16 protein-coding genes are annotated in these 19,947 nt (G+C 44.6%); all 16 read right to left on the bottom strand.

Annotated features, from left to right (window positions below; all coding sequences use genetic code 11):
* Positions 1–139: 139 nt before the first annotated feature.
* Positions 140–4,354, bottom strand: coding sequence for a T9SS sorting signal type C domain-containing protein (locus OGH69_RS16740; RefSeq protein ID WP_265175642.1), 4,215 nt, complete (start codon positions 4,352–4,354; stop codon positions 140–142).
* A 570-nt stretch (positions 4,355–4,924) separates the two neighbouring features.
* A complete protein-coding gene (locus OGH69_RS16735; RefSeq protein ID WP_265175641.1) occupies positions 4,925–5,560 on the bottom strand; it encodes a hypothetical protein in 636 nt (211 codons plus the stop codon).
* Positions 5,557–6,192: a glycoside hydrolase family 19 protein gene (locus OGH69_RS16730; RefSeq protein ID WP_265175640.1), complete on the bottom strand. Its 636-nt coding sequence runs from the start codon at positions 6,190–6,192 to the stop codon at positions 5,557–5,559. The genes OGH69_RS16735 and OGH69_RS16730 overlap by 4 nt, the downstream gene beginning before the upstream one ends.
* 1 nt (position 6,193) lies before the next feature.
* On the bottom strand, positions 6,194–6,433 hold the full coding sequence (locus OGH69_RS16725; protein ID WP_265175639.1) for a hypothetical protein: 240 nt from the start codon (positions 6,431–6,433) through the stop codon (positions 6,194–6,196).
* Between the two features lie 10 nt (positions 6,434–6,443).
* Positions 6,444–7,565 carry a hypothetical protein gene (locus OGH69_RS16720; RefSeq protein ID WP_265175638.1) on the bottom strand — a complete coding sequence of 374 codons (1,122 nt, stop codon included), beginning with the start codon at positions 7,563–7,565 and terminating at the stop codon, positions 6,444–6,446.
* A 14-nt stretch (positions 7,566–7,579) separates the two neighbouring features.
* Positions 7,580–9,640, bottom strand: coding sequence for a hypothetical protein (locus OGH69_RS16715; protein ID WP_265175637.1), 2,061 nt, complete (start codon positions 9,638–9,640; stop codon positions 7,580–7,582).
* Positions 9,640–10,191, bottom strand: coding sequence for a hypothetical protein (locus OGH69_RS16710; RefSeq protein ID WP_265175636.1), 552 nt, complete (start codon positions 10,189–10,191; stop codon positions 9,640–9,642). The genes OGH69_RS16715 and OGH69_RS16710 overlap by 1 nt, the downstream gene beginning before the upstream one ends.
* A 98-nt stretch (positions 10,192–10,289) precedes the next feature.
* Positions 10,290–10,655, bottom strand: coding sequence for a DUF6712 family protein (locus OGH69_RS16705; protein WP_265175635.1), 366 nt, complete (start codon positions 10,653–10,655; stop codon positions 10,290–10,292).
* Complete coding sequence (locus tag OGH69_RS16700) at positions 10,640–11,848, bottom strand: phage portal family protein (protein ID WP_265175634.1); 1,209 nt, start codon at positions 11,846–11,848, stop codon at positions 10,640–10,642. Before OGH69_RS16700 ends, OGH69_RS16705 begins: the two co-directional genes overlap by 16 nt.
* Positions 11,845–12,153 (bottom strand): hypothetical protein, encoded by a 309-nt coding sequence (locus OGH69_RS16695; RefSeq protein WP_265175633.1) that lies wholly within the window; start codon positions 12,151–12,153, stop codon positions 11,845–11,847. Before OGH69_RS16695 ends, OGH69_RS16700 begins: the two co-directional genes overlap by 4 nt.
* A gap of 115 nt (positions 12,154–12,268) precedes the next feature.
* Positions 12,269–12,796, bottom strand: a complete 528-nt coding sequence (locus tag OGH69_RS16690) for a hypothetical protein (RefSeq protein ID WP_265175632.1) — start codon at positions 12,794–12,796, stop codon at positions 12,269–12,271.
* Positions 12,797–12,916: 120 nt separating this feature from the next.
* Positions 12,917–13,837 carry a hypothetical protein gene (locus OGH69_RS16685; RefSeq protein ID WP_265175631.1) on the bottom strand — a complete coding sequence of 307 codons (921 nt, stop codon included), beginning with the start codon at positions 13,835–13,837 and terminating at the stop codon, positions 12,917–12,919.
* A gap of 6 nt (positions 13,838–13,843) precedes the next feature.
* A complete protein-coding gene (locus OGH69_RS16680) occupies positions 13,844–14,875 on the bottom strand; it encodes an XkdF-like putative serine protease domain-containing protein (protein ID WP_265175630.1) in 1,032 nt (343 codons plus the stop codon).
* A 153-nt stretch (positions 14,876–15,028) separates the two neighbouring features.
* Positions 15,029–17,188, bottom strand: a complete 2,160-nt coding sequence (locus OGH69_RS16675) for a hypothetical protein (RefSeq protein ID WP_265175629.1) — start codon at positions 17,186–17,188, stop codon at positions 15,029–15,031.
* Positions 17,167–17,382 carry a hypothetical protein gene (locus OGH69_RS16670; RefSeq protein WP_265175628.1) on the bottom strand — a complete coding sequence of 72 codons (216 nt, stop codon included), beginning with the start codon at positions 17,380–17,382 and terminating at the stop codon, positions 17,167–17,169. Before OGH69_RS16670 ends, OGH69_RS16675 begins: the two co-directional genes overlap by 22 nt.
* Positions 17,379–19,661: a hypothetical protein gene (locus OGH69_RS16665; protein ID WP_265175627.1), complete on the bottom strand. Its 2,283-nt coding sequence runs from the start codon at positions 19,659–19,661 to the stop codon at positions 17,379–17,381. The genes OGH69_RS16670 and OGH69_RS16665 overlap by 4 nt, the downstream gene beginning before the upstream one ends.
* Between the last annotated feature and the right edge of the window lie 286 nt (positions 19,662–19,947).

The following is a 19,947-nucleotide window of genomic DNA, read 5'->3' as shown; positions in this document are numbered from 1 at the left end:
CTACTTTTGATTTATTATACACACCGCAAGTTAACAAACTTGCAGAATATAGGGAGCCCTCGGGCTCCCTTATTTGTTTAAAAAATTAGAGCTGCCTCACTTTTGAGACAGCCCCTTTTCAATTGCTAAAATGTGAAAACTAGAAAACTATTTTACGGCTTGCCTTTATACCCTGGTCGGTTTCAACCTGTACAATAAGCATTTGGCTCTGTGCCTGCAACGTTGTTATTGAAGCTGTTGCAGCATTTATATTTTTAGCACTGTACAGCAGCCTGCCATGCACATCGTATACCGATACGGAATTTATACCAGTAACCCCAGTGCTGATGTTAATGGCATTGCCCTGTTTGTATACTATGAGACTATTGCTGTCGAACGCAGGCGTCTCCGTATTCAGCGCTTCGGCATATACCACATTAAACCTGCCGGTTGCTATGCCCAAATCAGATGTAAAGCTGTATGGCGCTAATTTCAGGTTATGGGTTACTCCAAGTAGGTTATCCCTTAGGAAAATATCCTGCCCCTGCTCAAACAAACCATCAAAGTGATCGAGTGAGATTGTATAGTCACCCGCTGCTGTTACTTTGTACTCTACCGGTACCTCGTCAGAAACATCGAAATTACCCCTTGCCTGAATTCCAAGTTTTGTATCTCCTGCAACCGAATAAATAGCCACATCTCCATCTGTAAGCGCCCTTCCATCCCAACCATAATCAAGTCCCGTGGACGTGTTAGGAGTATACGCAATCATTGTTTGTCCAAATAATCCATCCACATTGGTTATATTTAACCATAAGCGTGATTTTGTTATGTCCTGGTCCATTTCATTGCGGAACATTTGGCCATTGTTAACTGCCTTTCGCATACTGTTTTTAAATAATAAAGTACCTGAAATTGCCTTTACAATAAAGCCTTGCCCTGAATTTATCACCCAGTCCGCGCTGTTGTTCGGGTTGGCAAACAAGCCATTGCTGCTGTCACCGAATTCATTACCCGAGTTAGCACTATAACCTGCAAGTGTAAGTGAACAATAGCTTGAAGAGCCGGCACCATTTTTTTTCCTCCAGAAGAAGATTGGTGTCGTTGTCGCTAGTTTGCCCTGATTTTCTTCAAAGAACTCTGCAATATTAATAGCGGACGGATATGGATTGCTTATCGCATTAAAACCTGTAATGTCGTCGTCATCATCTTCTGCGTCGAAAGCAGGAATTACCGAAACTTCAATATCACCATTATTTGGCGCTCCTGTAAATGTACCTGTCCATGGTATGGGTGCAATGCTGTTATCTACATAGTCCGGATGGTTATTCGCAACGCGGATAAGATATCCCTTACCAGTAGCAAATGCTGTACTTGCCGGATTTGCGATCAAACTGTAGGCATCCGTAACCGGATTGTAGGTGTAAAACCTATTGTTAAGGGTTTGTGGAGAAAAATCCTTAAGCATCTGCCCGGACACCGGCGAACCCCACAAAGCATAATCCAGCCTGTACATTGGGGCGCTGTCCTTTTCTACATTTATGATTGCGTTATTTTCAACATCATCTGTCTGGATAAGGTTGGCATTATGCTCCAAAGTAAAAGATGCCTCATCGTCAACTTCAACAGCTCCCTGAATTATAAAATTATCTCCCGAAGCAACTACTATGGTACCACTGTTTACATAAAGAGAGTTCGCTGTAATTTCTCCGTCAACTGAAGAATTAAAATCACCCTGAATAACGGCTGTATAATTATTTGATACTGGAGTTCCGTTGCTCCATGAACCACCGTTCCATGTTGTGACAAAATTTAAAGGCGAACCATCACAATTGTCCCCTACCAAATACGTATAGTACTGTGTGATTGCCTGTCCTCCGGCAAAAGCAAACTTTACAGCATAGGTAATTGTTGTTCCAGGAACCTGATTTGCAAGCGTAAGTGTAAATGTTTTACCTGAAACATTAATCATTGGTGTTTCAGTAAAAGGTATCTGTTGCCAAAGATAAGCCCCTACATCATTCTTATCGGCATCAAGAAGTGTAAATGTAATTGTAACATTTGAGCCATCAGTTTCAAAATCATAAACGTAACCCGTTGAAAAATTACCATCAAGCGCTTGCGTACTAATTCCTGAACACTGCGTATTAATCTGTTCCGGCGTTGTGACATTAAGGGTAACAGCGTTGTTAGAAGCAGCATTACCGGCTTCATCACTGGCACTTATATTAAAACTATATTCTGTATTATCATTCAATCCGGTAATAACAACCGATTTTTGGATACCCGATCCGCCGATAACAGATAAATTGTTGGAGCCATACACAATATCATATCTAACTTCTCCTGAATTATCTGTAGCGTTTAGCAAAAGTTCAACAGACATTGAACCCACTTCTCCTACTTGAGCCGTAAAGTCCATTGGCGGTTCAATATCTTCAACCGCATCGCAGTTATCGCCAACTTCGTATGTAAAATATTTTGTCTCAATCTGACCACCTGCATAAGCAAATTTTACCGCAAAATTATAGCTGTTGCCTATGGTAAGCCCGTCCACCGTTTTTGTAAAGGTAAGACCTGAGGTGTTGGTCATCAGCATTTCCTGGAAATTTGGCGTTTTCCATAAATAGGCAACAACACCGGCTTTATCAGTATCGAGCAGGGTAAAAGTAACGGCAACACTATTGCCGGTAGTTACAAAATCATAGGTATAGCCTGCTGTGAATGGCGTTGCCCCCAATGCTTCAGAGCTTGTTCCTGAGCAGGCAGTATTGGTGTCCACCAGGGTTGTGGCGTTCACGGTAAGCGGGCCATTTTCTGCTGCATTTTCTGCTGCATCCTTTGCTATAATGCTAAAGGCATACGCTGTGTTAGGGCTGAGATTGTTAATCACAACTGATTTCTCTATACCGGACAAACTTGTTGCCGTTAGCGTAGTGGAACCATAGGTAATTGCATAAATCACTGAACCTGAATCATCGGAGGCATTGAGCAGCAATTCCGCCGAAGTCGATGTAACGACACCCAAATCTGCCGAGAAATCTGTCGGGGCTTCTGTATCAACAACAACTTCACCGCAATTGTCACCAACCGTGTAAGTGAAATATTTTGTCTCAATCTGACCACCCGCATAAGCAAATTTTACCGCAAAATTATAGCTGTTCCCTATGGTAAGCCCGTCTACCGTTTTTGTAAAGGTAAGACCTGAGGTGTTGGTCATCAGCATTTCCTGGAAATTTGGCGTTTTCCATAAATAGGCAACAACACCGGCTTTATCTGTATCGAGCAGGGTAAAAGTAACGGCAACACTGTTGCCGGTAGTTACAAAATCATAGGTATAGCCTGCTGTGAATGGCGTAGCCCCTAATGCTTCAGAGCTTGTTCCTGAGCAGGCAGTATTGGTGTCCACCAGGGTTGTGGCGTTCACGGTAAGCGGGCCATTTTCTGCTGCATTTTCTGCTGCATCCTTTGCTATAATGCTAAAGGCATACGCTGTGTTGGGGCTGAGATTGTTAATCACAACTAATTTCTCTATACCGGATGAACTTGTTGCCGTTAGCGTAGTGGAACCGTAGGTAATTGCATAAATCACTGAACCTGAATCATCCGAGGCATTGAGCAGCAATTCCGCAGAAGTCGATGTAATGTCACCCAAATCTGCTGAGAAATCTGTCGGGGCTTCTGTGTCTTCATCCTCTCCTCCAATACAGTTTTCTCCTACCACATAATTGATATATTGCGTTACCGACAAACCACCAGCATAGGCAAACTTAACAGCAATGCCAATCGTTTGTCCAATAGTTTGTCCTGTAAGACTACCTGTAAAGGTCAAACCTCCTGCATTTGTCATTCCGGTTTCTGAAAAAGGGGTTTGCTTTCTTAGGTAGGCTACAACTCCTGTCTTATCAGTATCAAGCAAAGTAACCGATACATTTACTGTATTTCCTGTAGTTGAGAACACATAACTATAGCCCGTTGAAAAAGCTCCTTCCGAAGCGCCGTTTTTTGTGCCGGCACATGCAGTTGTGGTATCTTCAAGGGTTGTTGCATTTACTATCAAAGGATTGTTAGCAGCCATGTTATTAGCGGCATCTTTTGCTGTCACGCTAAAGCTATAGGCTGTTTCAGGAATAAGATTATTAATGATAACCGATTTTTGAACTCCCGAAGAACCTGTAGCGGTAGTCGAAAAAGCACCATAAGTGATAGTATAGATTACAGAACCTGAATCATCAGAGGCATTAAGCAACAATTCCGCCGATGTAGAAGCAACTGTTCCGCTAACCGCAGTAAAGCCGGTAGGTGCTTGTATGTCAGCAGGTGTTGCAGAGCAGTTATCACCTACTACATAACTGATATATTGTGTTACAGACATACCACCAGCATATGCAAATTTTATTGCATAATGAAGTGTGGTTCCAGATGTTTGCCCAGTTAGAGTATAAGTAAATGTTTTACCTGTAACCCAAATCATTTGATTTTCAGAAAATAATGGAGGCTGCCTCCACAAATATGCAACGACGCCTGATTTATCGTCAAGAAGTGTTGCTGTAACAACAACATTTGTGCCTTGGGTTTCAAAATTATAAGTATACCCAGTTGTAAAAGATCCTTCTATAGCAGTTGTACTTGTCCCTGAACATCCAGCGATAATTTTAGAATTAACATCAGTTACATGAGTACTACCAAAACCGTTCGTTAGAACACAAATAAATATTAAAATAACATAAATGTGTTTTTTATAATTTTTATCCATATAAAATATATTTTTCGCTAAAATAATCTTAATTATTTATTATATAGATATTTTTTAGTTATATATTAACTATACATTTATATGATTACAGTAATTATCTGACAGCTTTACCTATACATTAACCATACATACTTTCTTAAACTATAGCGTTTTCGTAAAATATACGAAAATGATATAATTAATTTTTAATTATTTTGATATAAATATGCCGCTTGTAAAGCCAAGTGCCGCCCAGACATACCATTTTTTAAACCACGGAATTCCTGTTCGTATCTCTGCAGTATAAATGTTTTTAACTTGAACATACGGATTATCAATAGTAACATCCGTACATAAAACTTCTTTACCAAAAATCCATTTCCTTTTTTTACCTGTTATAACAGATAATGCTAATGGAACAGCCAAGCTGTCAACTACGAAACCATTTTCATTAACCTCATATCCAAACCCATACCATCGGTTTTTCAATTTTCCCGAACGGGTGAAACTATAAGGCACTTTTGCCACAAAAGGAACTTTAATGGTGTCAATTTTCACCTGTACTTCGCTCTTTACGATATTGTTGATTTCAGAAAATTCTTCCATTAAGCGTGACAGTTCTTTATCTTTTGCAGCGATGGCACTTTTCAATTGAGAATTGCTTAATTGGATCGTAGTTTTACTGGCAGTTAATGTACCTATACTATTTTTAAAATACTTTATTGTATCATTCATAGCATTCAGATTCACTTCCATAATATGGCCTCTGCCGGTACATTCACGGCATGAAGCTATAAGGAGGGCACAGAGAATCAATAGTAAAGCATATTGTAAGTAATCTTTCATAAACGTATAAGATTATGGTAGTATAAAAACTTCTTCTGAACGTTCTCCAGTCCGATGTACCCGCCGTTTACAGCCTTTCTTATGTTCTTTACATCACAAGGTTCACATCCTTTCATTTTATCCCACAGCTTGTTAGTAGTAAAATAGAAAACTGCACTATGCCAGAAATAAGCCATTGCAACAGTTTCAGGATTTGTCATGATTTTTCGATCATTCATAAATTCACTGAATTGCTTGTAATTCTTTTTCCCGGTTAGCTGTATCGCTCCACGACCGCGGTATCTCCATCCGTCACCCGAACTTTCACTGCCATTGCCCATCCGGCCGGCATATACATTATTGGCGATTGCTTCTGCGTGGTTTGCCAGTTTTTTTGCAAGGTCATTGGGCTTCATGTCAGGTCCTGCAAAACGCGATGGCCATATTTTTACAAGTCTGTTAGCACTATAATTCAGGTTTTCAGTATCTGTCTTAAAACCTCCTGTTTCGTGATCTGCATTAGCTAAAAAATGTGCGATTTGAGCATTATTGCTTATCCCAAACACCTCACACATCTTATTAATTACTTCTTTCCCAATAATACCATCCGGTTTAAGGGCATACTTTTTTTGAAATTCAACTATGTGCACCATATTATTCTTCTCTTATTTCAACACCAAACATTTTTGAAAGGCCATATATAACTGCGTCCAGGGTTTTAAGCACTAAAACCGACTCGTATTTTACGCTTTCGGAAAACAGATTGGTACCTGCTACAAAAAAAGCCATCGCAGAAGTTAATATAAATGTAATGCGGAACATATTTTTAGCCCAAACAGGGGTTTGGGTTTTAAGCGCCATCCTGTTAAAGGCATGATATTTTTTTATAGCCATACTATTTATTTTACGGTGTTGTTATTGCTGTTGATTGTAAAGTTCCTCCATTGGAAACCGTAACAAGATATTTCGTCCCATCAGGTGAAGTAAGCACAATGCCATTGGAAGAAGCGGGGAAGTGGAGGTTGCCCGATTTTGTAATACCCGACCTTACAATTGTTGTTCCACCTATATTCGAACTAAAACTTGCAATGTTTCCGGTGCTTGCGCTATTTTGATTCATTGCTACAAAGGCAGGTCCGGCATCACTGCTGTTCCTCCTTATGCTTACCCCTTCTGTTGATGTGCTCATAACCAAATTACCTCTTGTACCGCTTGCAGAATTACCTAAAACGCCACCATTTGGAATCGTTAAGGTATTGGTGGATGTAATGATGAATACAGTTGAATTGTTAAACTTCAACGATACAGATTGGGCATCATTACTTCCCATTACTATTGGCATGCCCCATGAATTTCCTCCGTTAGATATTCTTGTGGACAGCCCTGACTGTAACGCTGTATCTACATACTTTTTTTGTGTAAAATCCAAGTCTGTAATGTTAGCTGTAAAGTCTTGAATTCCCATTAATCCTCTACTTATAATATTATTCGACCCAAACGAGACACCATCAGAATTTATTTGTAGAGTTCCTCCTGAACCAATTGATGAATCATTAGAGGAAACACTAAAACCATTTCCTACCATTGTGAATGTTGTATAACCAGCACTACTGTAAACTGTCTGATGTAAAGATTCAGGAAACATATATAAACCAGAATACATTGAGCCATTAAGTACAGTTAACCCTAAAGTATTATTTGAAATGTTTATTTTTGAAAGCAAAGAACCAACACTACATTTAAGATTTCTCGATCCCGAAAACTCTATATCTCCAGTTATGGGATTTCCGGCTGTTGTGCCTGTAAGAGGAATAAGGTTACTGCTTAAAACACTTGTCAGATAAGGCCAGCTTACTTTTCGCACTGTGCCTTTTTGTGACCCTGTATTTTCACGAACCAAAACATCAACAGTTTCGGTGTTGTCAAGTGTTACAGGCTCACTTTTAATCTTTAAATTGGTCACTTCCGATTGCGCTATGCATATATTACCTATTAGCAGTAATACATAGAAATAAAATTGTTTCATTTATTATTATTTAATTATTCAATTAGTAAATATCCCGGCTCATCCGGGAGCAGTGCATTTATTTCAAGATCATAATGATGGTTGGCAAAATCATTTACATCGCCAATTCCGTTGTATCTCATGTAAGGAATGTACTTCCCACCGGCTGAAACTCCCCTGAAAAGGTCGCCCTTTTCGTGCGAAGACATAGAACCTGAATTTGGCGTTACAACTCCTTCAGTGCTTATGGTAAACCCCTTACCTATTTTAATGATTTTTCCGAAATTACAGGGTGCCATATTGGTTGGCAACTGATTATCAGGTACTTTTCCATCTTCAAGATCCGCTTTTGCAGCGGCATTAGTGTCGACGTATGATTTTGTAACTGCAGAATTTTCATTATATGGCGGGGAATTCAAGATAAGTTGGTTAGAAACGTTTACATTACCACTAGAACTTAATGTTATGTTTCCTACACAGGATAAATAGATGTCAGCACCTGTACCTATCTGAATATTTCCCGATGAACCTATAGTAATGAGGCCGTCTATAATTGAAAAACCACCCCCAATTCCTCCGGATTGATTAACTTGGACACTGAAATTTTTGTTTATATCCGAAATACTTCCCCCTTCAAGCACTTTTTGCAAGCTTAAATCCGATACCATCGCATAGGTTTGCTCTCCCGCCTTATCAGTCGGATGGTTGTAAACAGAATCATGCGCTGTTTCTTTAAAAGTCGATTTCTGTGTATGCATTCCGGTCCCGGAAAACTCCATGCCGTCAGAAAAATGGGCAAGCTTGCCATTTACTCCTGTCACTACAAGAGGGTCAATAGTACCTCCTCCATCGGCATTAACTTGCTGCAATGTTGGTACGCCCGTAATGTTCCCATTAGTAACCTGCGCAAAGTCCGATTCTATAAAGTCAGCACCTGTCTCCCCGCCATAAATTCCCGGAGCACTTGTGAATAGTGCCAAATACAACACGTCACCTACATAATAACTGAAGTAATACTGATGCTCAATATCTGTAAGGTCATGCTCTTCGGCATTCGCTGCCTCTAAAAAACCACCTTCCTCAACTTCACCCAGCGGAATGATTTGTGTACTGTCATCATCTTCAATCTCACCTGTATTGATGGGTTTTTCCAGTAGAGGGTACAGCATTGCGCCAAAAACATGGCTGCCGCCTGCCCCCCAAGTCCCTTTCCCTCCGAGAAAAAGAAAAGTGTGTGCCGTACCGGCTCCTGTTTCGCCAAGCGTATAGCAGGTGAACAAAACCGGGGTATCTATCGGAGTAATAATGGTAGTAAGGCTGTTTAACTTTTCCCGCAATCCCTGTGCAACCGGCAGTGTTTCAATTAATCCTACATTCCTGATGAAAGGTGCATTGTTATCATACTGGGGAATCGTGTCATCAAGTGTCTGGAAATCCTCGTAAGATGATTGCTGCTCACCAAGGCCATATACACCCGGAGACCCAATCCACAGATAGGATGTTGGCAGCATATCTACCATTCCCTGAAACAGCGTATACCCTTCATTTTGAGGCTGTATCACAATTTCTGAAGCCTGGCTGTTGAGCCATTGCGAAACATGCTGCTCCTCACTGTCGAGTTCCCCGAAATTCACAATGTCTGTTACCGGATCCGTTTCAATGTCCGACAATCCCTCCTCATTGGAATACACCAGTTCAATATCATTGCCGGTAAGTTGGGTAGCGCCAAGGCCGTAAATACCTTTACCCTTGTTCATCATCTTGAACTTCAGCACCCTTTCCGGCGAATACAAGCCCGGGATCGAGCGGTTGCCCTGCGTTGCAATGAACCATACCGATTGCTTTTCGCTAACTGCATATTGTGGCAGTGCATTTATTTTCGATACAATGATATTTAGATTGTCCTGCTCCCCAATCGTGACATACTTCCTGATGTCAATATTGTCCTGACCTGCCATGAACAGGTTGGCCGCAGGGAATTTATAGCTGCTGCCGTCTGCGCCCTGCGATATATCGAATGGCTCTACAACGTGTATGAGTGCATTCTCTGTTAGGGCCGGGGCCTGTGGCCGTTGTGTAAGTTTTTGATTTTCCATTACTGAAATATGTAATTTTTATCGTCCTGAAATATAAAGTCCTTCCCGTCCTGGAAGATGTAATTGACACCTTCTACAGGCTTGATGGCATCCTCCATGATTGCATTCACAAAGGGAGCCAATTCTTCCTCCTGCCCTGCAAATTCAATCGTGTATTGGGTGTTGCTGGTTTTCAGGCTTTCAGCGGTCAGCCCGTTCCTGAAGCCGGCAAAGAAATAGTTATCATTGCTATCCTGTATTACAAGGAAATAATCCTTCCTTAAAAGCTTTTGGAACTGCATGTTGTCAAAAGCCGTGATTCTGTTGAAAGTGAGCGATAAGGATATCTCATAGTATTTACCGCCTTCATTCTGTAGCTGCTGCTGGGTAAATGCCGCTCCGCCTGCAAGTTCAAATTTGTAAAAGAACATTTCCGGAAACTCCAGCAGGCTCACGCCGTCATAAACTATTTCACTGCGTTGCAACTTCCTGTAAGGTGCCAGGTAAACCGCTTTTATTCCGCCCAATGTGGCTTTGCACAGCCTTTTCCTGTTTGCTGTTATAGGAACCATCCGCCGGAAACTTTAATGTGATTACTACATTTCCCCTGATATTCAGGCAAGGGGTTTTCCCTTAACCATTTTTCTGCCCTTTCAATGTACATTTGTGCCTAGGCCCGTTGTGTCTGTGCGAGGTATTGCACATCTGCCCTTGTTACCGGTTGCGTATTATCAGGGGCATGTTTAAAAATCCCGCCGTTTGCCACGGTATAGCCGCCAATTTCTACATATTCCGCAAATACCTGGTGACGCAATATTGGCTTTATGTAACTGTTGAACAACATTTCGTAATTACCTTGAAGGCTTTCACCGGCAAAATCCTGTTTTATTTTCTCATAAAGCTTTGTGCCCAGTAGCGGCTCAAGCACCGTAACCTGAACATCAAGAATGCACGGAATGTATTTGTCCACATCAACATTGCCACCCATGGGCGTATAGGCCGCAATTTCCGAAGGACGTATTAAAAGTATTTCCATAAGGCTTCATTTATTGAGTTGATAGGTGCCGCTGCTTCATCTGTTTTAGGAGCTTGTGCAGAAAGTGCCATCGTTAACGTTTTCTTCTCAGGCGACGTTACCGCCTGTTTTTCCGCAGGCGGTTCTGTCAGAGGCCTGAAGCGAAGGTCCAGCGTTATGCCGTTAACCAACAGAATGTTCTTCAGCGCCTCAAGTATATACTGCTGTTTCGGTGCAATCACCCTTTTTACCAATTGCACCTCGGCAGTATCGAGCTCATCGGCATTGTTGCCAAAGCCTGTGTTGTCCTTTATCCCGAAAAGCATTGGCGACACAACCCTGTGCGCTGTCATGATTTGCTGGCGGCTTTCTTCTGTCAAAAAGTCCCATTGCTTGTGCTGTTGCTGGTTTACCGGAAAAGGAACAACCGTAATTTCAGCATCTTTGCTTTGGAAGGATACGACAAACTTTTGTGCGTTTGTTGAACCGGTCAGTTGTTCCTTTACCTTTCTCTCAAACTCAAGCTTTTCCTCGGGTGTAAGCCCTTCGCCATCGGGAAAGTTGATGATGTAGCCCGCCGTAAGCCCCTGCCTGATGGAGTTGATGCAAAAATTGGAAATCTCTTCCTCCATTTCGGCATATTGAAGCCCTGCCATATAATCGGGCGCGCCAAAATAATTGCAGCCGGGTGTGTAGGGCTTTATCACATAAATTTCAATATCGTCTTCAGACGTGCCAAAAGCGCTGAACTCCTGCGGCGGGTTTTTGTACACCTGCTTCCAGTTATTGCTGTACCAGTAGCTCTCAATCTCACCGTCTTCATTCTCAAGTGATGGTACTACAAGCTGCTTGGGGAGGTGGAATATGCCAGCCACCTTTTTGCGGTCCCGTGTCTTTACCACCTGCAGTGCCGCTTCACCAAACACCTGAAAATCGGTTATGATTTTCTTTAGTTCCTGTGGTTTTATCAGGTTTTGGATTTCTGCCCACTGGCTTTCTTTCTGTTCCGAATCTGTCGCAGTAAGCCCATGCCCATACATAAGGTCGATATACGATTTGTTGATGGCGGCATTGGTAACACTCCCGTTATTCCTGTCGATTATATACTGGTAAAAAGAGTTTTCGCGGCCGTTCAGCACCCAGTTCTTTGTTTTGTTTTCCTCAAGCTTGGGCCTGATGTAACCCGAGAGGTATAAAAATTTTACGTCGCTCATAGTATGAATAGGTCTTTGGTGGTCTTATAATTCTGTGTATCGTCAGCCTGCCCGGTTACGAATATCCTGCCGCGGTAAACTACCTCACCATCCGCCATAAGCTTTACCCGGAGAAATGATCCTTCCTTCAAAACACCTTCAAAACTGAGGTACATATACCCTCCGGACATTACCGGGATGACTGCGAAAGTATCGGTCGTCTTTGTCTCCGGATTGTTGAGTTCCAGTAGGGCATCACCTTCAGGATAAAACCTGGGAATGATCTTCAGGTTATGCGTCGTGTGGTTGGGGTTTAGTATGTTCATATTATAATAATGAAGAAGAGGGAGTTTGTTTCAATTTTGCATGATGGTCATGCTGCAAAAAACAAACCTGCAGGATCAGATGATCCTACAGGCCTGAAGTAGTCGGGTCGCCTGACTACTCTTCCTCACCCTCCGAAACCAGCGCCAGCAATGCCGTTACTGCAGTTTCGCTTAGTATAGGAGCCAATGCGCCTTCAGTAGCCGTACCGGTAAGGTTGTAGCCATTAAAGTCGGCCTTGGCAGCGCCCGTGGTTGGGGCTACGGTAAAATCAACACCTTCAGAGGTACCAATGGCATGGTACAGGCCGTTACGGTCCTTAACTACTACCGTTGGGAATCCATAGGCCAGCAGGTTGAACTGGTGGTTGTCCTCCTTACTTATCCTTTGCAACGCAAGGGTGAGCGTTTGGGTGTTTACGGTAGTCCCGGCAGTCTTGTCCGACACCATCGATTGTGCCAGGCTATTACCCTCGCCCGAAAGGTCATACTGGAATACGGCATCGATTGAAGGGTTGATTGCCGTAGCTACACCGTCAACCACGGTAAATGGTTTTTCTACATGGTTAATGAAAAATACTTTTGAGGTACCGGCCAATGAGTTTTTACACGGTACTTTCCTCCCTGATGTGATGTCACATGCCATAATTGCTTATTTTGGTTTTTGTGCCGATATCCGGCTGTTGTTTTAAAAATGATTTTCTGAGATTTGATCTAACCACATAGAAGCATGGCTATGAACCTATATGGTTAAATCCTCCTGAAACTATTCAGGCCTGTACCAAACGATCTCCTCACCGTTATAATACTCCACGCCGGCATTGTATACCAGCGAACCGCGTACTTTTCCGTCAAGCAATGTCTCGTTGGTATTCACCACGTGTACATGGTTGAAGTCGGCTTTCAGGCCAGTGCCAAATACTACGTTCTTCGGTTCGGCAATGACCATGTGGTTGTCCGGAAGGCCGGGAAGCTCCACAAGGGTAAACTTGCCAAACTTAATTTCCGTTGTCTCACTGCCGGTATTCGCATTGCTCGCTACACCATTGGTAATCGCTTTGGAAATGAGCAGGAACGAATAAGCGATCGCGATGTTCGAAGCCACGCCTACCTTGATCGGCTTTTTCTGCAAGGCCGTCGGCACTTCGCTAAGCGCCCTCATCAGCTGGGCTTCCACGTTGTCTTTGGTAATGGCAATACCGTCTACGGTAATGATGTCGGCATCATCGGCAAACAGCTTCAGGTAGCCGTCAAACTCATCGGCATTAGTGGCATCACCCTGCCATATCATGGTATCGATGGCCTCTGCCTCCTGTGCCAGCTTTTCGGCCAGTATGGCATCCATCACCACTTTCATGTCGCCGTCGTTAAAGGCTGAATCACCCAGGTCGCCGTCGTTCCACTGGTTGCGGAAGTCCTCAAGGCACACCTCAAAGTCGTCCTTGAATTTCTTCGGTTCCAGCACTTTTTCAGAAAGCACTATCGAACCCGCCGGTACAAATCCGCACGTGTACTCCCTGCGGCCTCCGGTGAGCTCTATTTTGCGCAGGTTAAGTTTATAATTTACATTTTCGTTAAGGGTTACAAACCCCGATTCGAGGGTAACGGCTTCCTTAAATGCCTTGCCCATGATTGCCCCGGCGTCTTTGCCGGAGTAGTTGGATGTCGATGTTACTGTTGTAGCCATTCGTTGTTACTGGTTTTGGATTGCTTGAAAAATTCTCTGTTTTGCTGTTTTGGGTTTAGCCTGTTCCGGCGTAGCCCTGATCGGTTTTGCTGCCGGTGCCGCCGAAAGCGCCATAATCTGTGCCTTAAGTGCATCGATCTCTTTTTTGTGTTCGGCATGGTATTTCAGCATGGCCGCCCTTATGGCGCTTTCAACGGCTGCTGCAGGTTCTTTCTCTTCTGTTGGTTCAGCCGCCTTTAGCTCACCGGCCTTGCCTGCTTTGGTAACGATGAGCACCCTGTTGTCCTCCAGCATGTACTCGCCGGGCGGCAGCGGAACTTCGGTATCGACTTTCTCAATCGTCCAGACATTTGTGCCCGGTTGCAGCGTATCGCCATCATAATGTATAACCACATCGTCAGTTGTCTTTACCGAACCAAGGGTAATGGTCAGCCCTTTTTTTACGAAGGCAAGCGCCGATTCGAAAACGTCCCTAATTGCCTCTGCAATTCTCTTTGTATCACTCATTTTTATATTGGTTTTAAAATTCACTTCTTTCAGGGAAACCAATGCGTCAATCGAAAAGCCTTTTACCTTGCCGGTCTTTACATACCTGTTCCATATCTCGTCGCTGTCCACCTTCATGGTCGCCATCCAGCTTCCTTTGGGGTATGACAACCCCAGCGCTTTCGACTTGTCGTTTTCGCTGTCCTCAATGATCCAGCTCTCCACAAAGGTTACGCCCTCAATTTTACCACTGTGTTCCAGGCTGCTGCTCTGCTGGTGACCGCCCTTATAAAAACCGAAGGCCAAATCCTTAATTGTGCGTTCCGAAAAGTTTACATAAAACTCTTCCCCGTCCTGGCTGCGGTAAATGGGCTTGTTAGGTTCGAGTACCAGCCCGATCAGGATACGTTCCTCCTCATTGGCCACGCTCAGTTTCACTTCGGTATCAGACAGCGCGATGAAATTGCCTTCCATGGCGGGCTGCTCTACCAGCGAAATGCCGAACACGCCTTTGGCTGTCTTAGGGTCGTATAGTGCTTCGTAGGTTTTCATTGTCATGCTTTTAGTAATAATGGAAATGTTCTATTTTGTTTTGATTTTGTACGGGAAAGGTTTTTTGCCACCAATTACACGAATTACACAAATTCTCTAAGTCTGAAAACTGTGACTGAAATCTGCGACTGTGACTGTGACTGCGACTAAAAACTACAAGCTGCTCTGCTCTACAATGTTGCGGTCCAGGCTTTGGGCGGTGGTCACATTGCTGCTTACCACATAGGCCTGTATGGGAGTATTCTGCCCACCTATGGCTTCGGCAATCTGGTTGGCGCCGGTACCCTGCACCAGGTTGAATGATGGCGCTGCCGGGGCTGCACCCGCACCTCCGCCCCCACCGCCGGGCGCACTTTTCTCTACGGATTTTGTAGCGAGGATCTTCTTCACGTTCATGAGGCCCGATGCCACGGCAACACCCGCTGCGGCAACACCCAGGGCAGGCCCCACTACCGGAATGGTGGCCATGCTCGAGTAGGCGGCATTGGCACCCTTGTAAGTATCCTGAATGGCCTGCGATACTGCCACGCCCTTGGCAAACTCCGCGCCTTTGCCCCCCATGTCGGCGAGCATTTTGGCTGTATTTCCTGCAATGTTTATCTGGTTCTGCGCCTTGGCACGGTCGCGTTCTATCTCCTCATCGGTACGCTTGTCTTCACCCTCTGCCTTCTTGTGCGTAAGTTCTGCCAAGTAGGACGATGCCCTAAAGCCAAAGTCCATGCGTTTTTGGGCGAGTTCTTCTTCGCGTTTTAGCTGGGCGTCTTCCTCTTTTTTCTTATTTTCTTCCGCCGCTTTTTCCGCTTCAGTTTTTTGATCATCATTTTCCTTCCTGCCCTTTTCAAGTTCCTGCCTTACAGTTTCGAGCCTGATTTCAGCATCAGCACGTTCTTTAGACGACAGTTGGGCATTCATAATGTCGCTTTCCAGCTTTTTAATTTCAAGCGCAGACTGTTCTTCCAAAAACTTCCTTTGCTCAGCCAGTCTTTCAAAAACGTCTGTTTTGTTATCTATCTCCCATTTCTTTTTGGTAAGTGAAAGTGCATTGAGCGCATCGTCTTTTTCTTTTTGGATCTTCAGTTCTTCATCTCTGCTTTTTTCCAAAGCCTGCGTACGCAAACCTTCATAATAAGCAATGATTTTAGCCTCCTGGTCTTTCTTCGCCCCCAGCCTTTTCAGTTCATCACGGGCCCTTGTCTCCTCAAGGTTAATTTTATCAATATCAGACTTTGCAGCTGCGTCCTTTTGCTTTTTATCATAGTCTTCAAGTATCTTTTTCACAGCCTCACTACGCTGGCGGGCCTGTTCCCTTGCTGCCTTTACTTTTTCTGCCGCTTTTCGTTTTTCTTCAGCATCTATGTTTGCCTGTTCGTCATTTATCTTGCTCTGGTAGTAATCTCTTATTGCCTGTTTTTGGGCTTCGGTAGCTTTCATCCTGTCCAATTCTGCCAATGCCCTTTTCTCTTCGAGCGCAATCCTCTTGATTGCGGTATCAGCATCATCTTCTTCCTGCTTTTTCCTGTAGCCGTCAAGAAAGTTGTTTAGCTCTGCCTTGCTGTCCTTATCGGCCTGATTAATATCCCTGAGCATTCTGGCATGCGCATCGGATATGGCCTGCTCTTTTTCTTCAACTGACAACTTCTCCTCACGGTTTATCTCACCCACTTTATTACGATAATCAAGGCTCGCCTTAATTTTTCGCTTTGTGAATTCATCGTATTGGTCACTATTGCTTTCAAATGCCAACTCATCTCTTTTAAGCCCTTTCTGTGCCTGCTCCTCAAGTTCATCAAGGGCGCGCGATGCATCGGATGTCGCTCCTACAAAATCTGTAACCCAATTAATCATCCCACCAAAAATATCTCCTAGTATGCTAAGCCCCGGAATAAAGTTCAGTACGGCATTCTTTACTTTTTCAAAGTTGCCAATCAGGTAGCCTATGGCCAGGACTATGGCACCTACACCCGTTCCTGCCAATGCCATCCTGAAAAGCTTTAATGTGCCTGTAGAAGTACCAACTATAGCATTGAAAAAGCCTTGTACATACGCCGCCGTTTTTTGTTCCGATATGAACAGCTTGGTAACATCCACTACCTCCTTAACCTTTGTGGCATAACCGTGGGTATGCTCATTAAGGCTTTTCATTACCGATTCGGTCTTTAAAACATCATTGCCGAATTTTGTAAGTGTCTGTCCTAAATTTTTGTTCTTGTCTTCTGCCTGTTCTGATGCCTGGGCAAAAATCGTAGTCTGGCTTATCGCAAGATTTATGTTGGTGTTATATTCACTAAAATTTATTTCCTCCCTGATAGCCATTTCATCACTTTTTTAGATTTTTCCCTGTTCTCCTCCTTTGCATCTGCGGCCTGCATGTGTGCCGACCTCCGGATCTTTTCCTTTGTTTCCTTCCACGACTCCGGCAGGGCGTGTTTGCCTTTGGCGCGCTCTATCGTGTGGCCACAGCCGTACCATTTGGCCGACTGCAGCAGTTTTATGGTTTCTGCTATCATTCTGTTGGTGTGGTTTCGTTTCTGTTTTGTACCAGGTAAACCTGGAAGTCCCTGCCTGCCCCGTTGTTTACATTTATGAACATCGCCCGCGTTTCGCCGGTGGCATTCGCGTTCACAAAAATGCTGAGGTTGTAGCCCTCCTGGTGCACATCGGCCCATGCCGTGCCGTATCCGGTGTCTTCCTTAGCAATGTTCATTACCGCCCCGTTGGACACATAAAGCCCATACGTCTGTTCCAAATGGCTTAGCGTAACCTTATCCTGCGACGGCGCAAACAGCCCGAAGTTGTTCTCGAAGGTATTGATCAGGTTCAGGCTCGTCTCGCGGGTAGTGAGGTTTACCGTAAAATCATTCACGCGGTAGTACCGGTCCTTTATGAACAGTACATCATTCAGCTTCAGCTTCGTGAGCAGCCACGCCGGCAATATCGCCCTGAACTTAAAGTTGCGCCGCTTGATGTTGAATATCGAGGTGATGTACGACTGCCAGTAATTTTTAAAGAGCGTGCCCTGTACCGCCGCGGCATTCCACGTAGAATATTCCACGCCCCAAAGAAGGGAAAACGACGGGTTATCCAGCCCCAGGGTATGCCCCGGCGTATTGATGGTTGTGTTGATACGGTTCGTGTCGCCATCATTGTCCATCACTGATATGGGGCTGGCCGCTACCGATACCCTGTTGTTGTAATACAGCACGCCTTTCGGGTTGGCCGGGGCCAGGGTATCGTTCAGCACCAGGCCGTACTGTACCGGCACCTGCTCGTTGGTGGCAAGATCCTTCAGCCTTTCAAATACAATGGTTTCAAAGGGCATTTCCAGTTCCAGCGCGTCACCGTCCAATGGTTCGCCCTCGTCGTCGGCAAGGCTCATCAGCTCATCGCCATAGGCTATGCCCGTATTTTTCAGGAACTGCATGTTCAGTATCGTCGTGGGCGCCTGGTATTTAAAATTGATGGTGCTGAATATCTTTGCCCTCTCCACATCATACTTTTCCCAATCCACCCATTTGGTAATGTCGTGCACCGTACCCTGCCGGTAATAATCGTCAATGGTGTTCACATAAATGTTCCCGCGCTCATCAGGTATGGCTACCAGCTTGAACATGTTGAACAACCCTTTCAGGAAGTCGACCACCTTCATTTCCGGAAGCGCAGGGGCAACCGTAAACATATCGATGATGGTACTTATATTCGCATCGAGGTCTCGGTCCAAATGGCCGCCAAACACGGTATGGTCACCGCGAAGCAGTATATAGGCATCATACTCAAACATGGCAGCGGCGGCTACAAAAACCTGCAGGCTGAAGGGCGGCTCGGGCACATCGGTAAGCGATGTGGTAAATGTTCCCGTGGCATCAACCTGCTGGTGTATGGTACTGCCGTTTTTCACGATGATGCGGTACGGCACATTTTCATAACCCGGCTGCGGGGTAATTTTTATGCGGTAGCGCATATTGTCATACGAGGCGTATTCCTCCACTTCCCATTTATCGGTAGCCTTTCTGAAGCCAAAAGTCTCGCCGTTGCCCGATGTCCAGTTCACCGCCTGTTCGGTATACGCTTCGCCTTCGGTATTGTTAAGCCACAGGTACAGTTCCTTAAACTCATTACGCCCAAAGAAATCGCGGCTGAATGCAATGCCGTATTTCGCCTCAATGGCTTCAATCAGGGCCATAAGGCGTACCGACGGTTTCAGGTCGCTCCACACAATCCCCCTGTCTTCGCTGTTGTAAGCGATGTTAACCAGCTTGTCGGTATCGGTATCATCCCCATCGTCCGAATTATACAGGAACTGCCTGCGCTGGCTTAATAAGGTATAAATGATGTCGCGGCCATAAAGCCCGTTAATAAGGCCATCCCTTACATTGGTATAGTTGTAAACATGGTCGAGGCCCGACAGCGGCAGCTTGTTGATTGTATCTTCCTTCAGCAGTGTCTTAAAGTTGACCAGGTTGCCCCAAAAGTTGATGGTATACGAACTGGCCAGGCCGTTTTTTACCGCCACTTTCTCCAGGCGCATTTTTCCGGTACGGAAAGGCATGCCGTCCAGTTCTATTCGACAGTCCTTTTTCGTGCGGGCATCAAAGGTATTGTCGATGTCGGCATTATAAAAGTGCTTGAAAATGTAATTGTTCCTGTCACTGGCCGGTACGGTAAACGTTTTGGTATAGTCGGTATTCAGTTTGGATACGTCCTCCGAATTGGCAACGGAACTGTTGAGCTCTATGGGTTCGTCCTTGTACAGGTCGAGGAGCTGGTTTTCGATGTATATTTTGAGCATTGGGTTTATTTTTTATCCTTTCGTTGGTTACGAATTGCTTACAGGGAACGTGCTTACTCTGGTCAGTCCTCTCCCCCGGCCCTCTCCAAAGGAGAGGGGGGACGGAATGTGCCGAAGGAACGCGCTTATGCTGTAGACCTCACCCCCAGCCCCTCTCCAAAGGAGAGGGGAGCCGGGATGTGCCGAGGAAACGTGCTTACTCTGGTCAGTCCTCTCCCCGGCCCTCTCCAAAGGAGAGGGTGACGGAATGCGCCGAGGGAACGTGCTTATGGTTGTAGACCTCACC

It is taken from the genome of Flavobacterium sp. MFBS3-15 (assembly GCF_026107645.2).
GTDB lineage: Bacteria > Bacteroidota > Bacteroidia > Flavobacteriales > Flavobacteriaceae > Flavobacterium.
The sequence above is the reverse complement of the archived record's forward strand: the minus strand, read 5'-3'. Positions and strand labels throughout refer to the sequence as shown.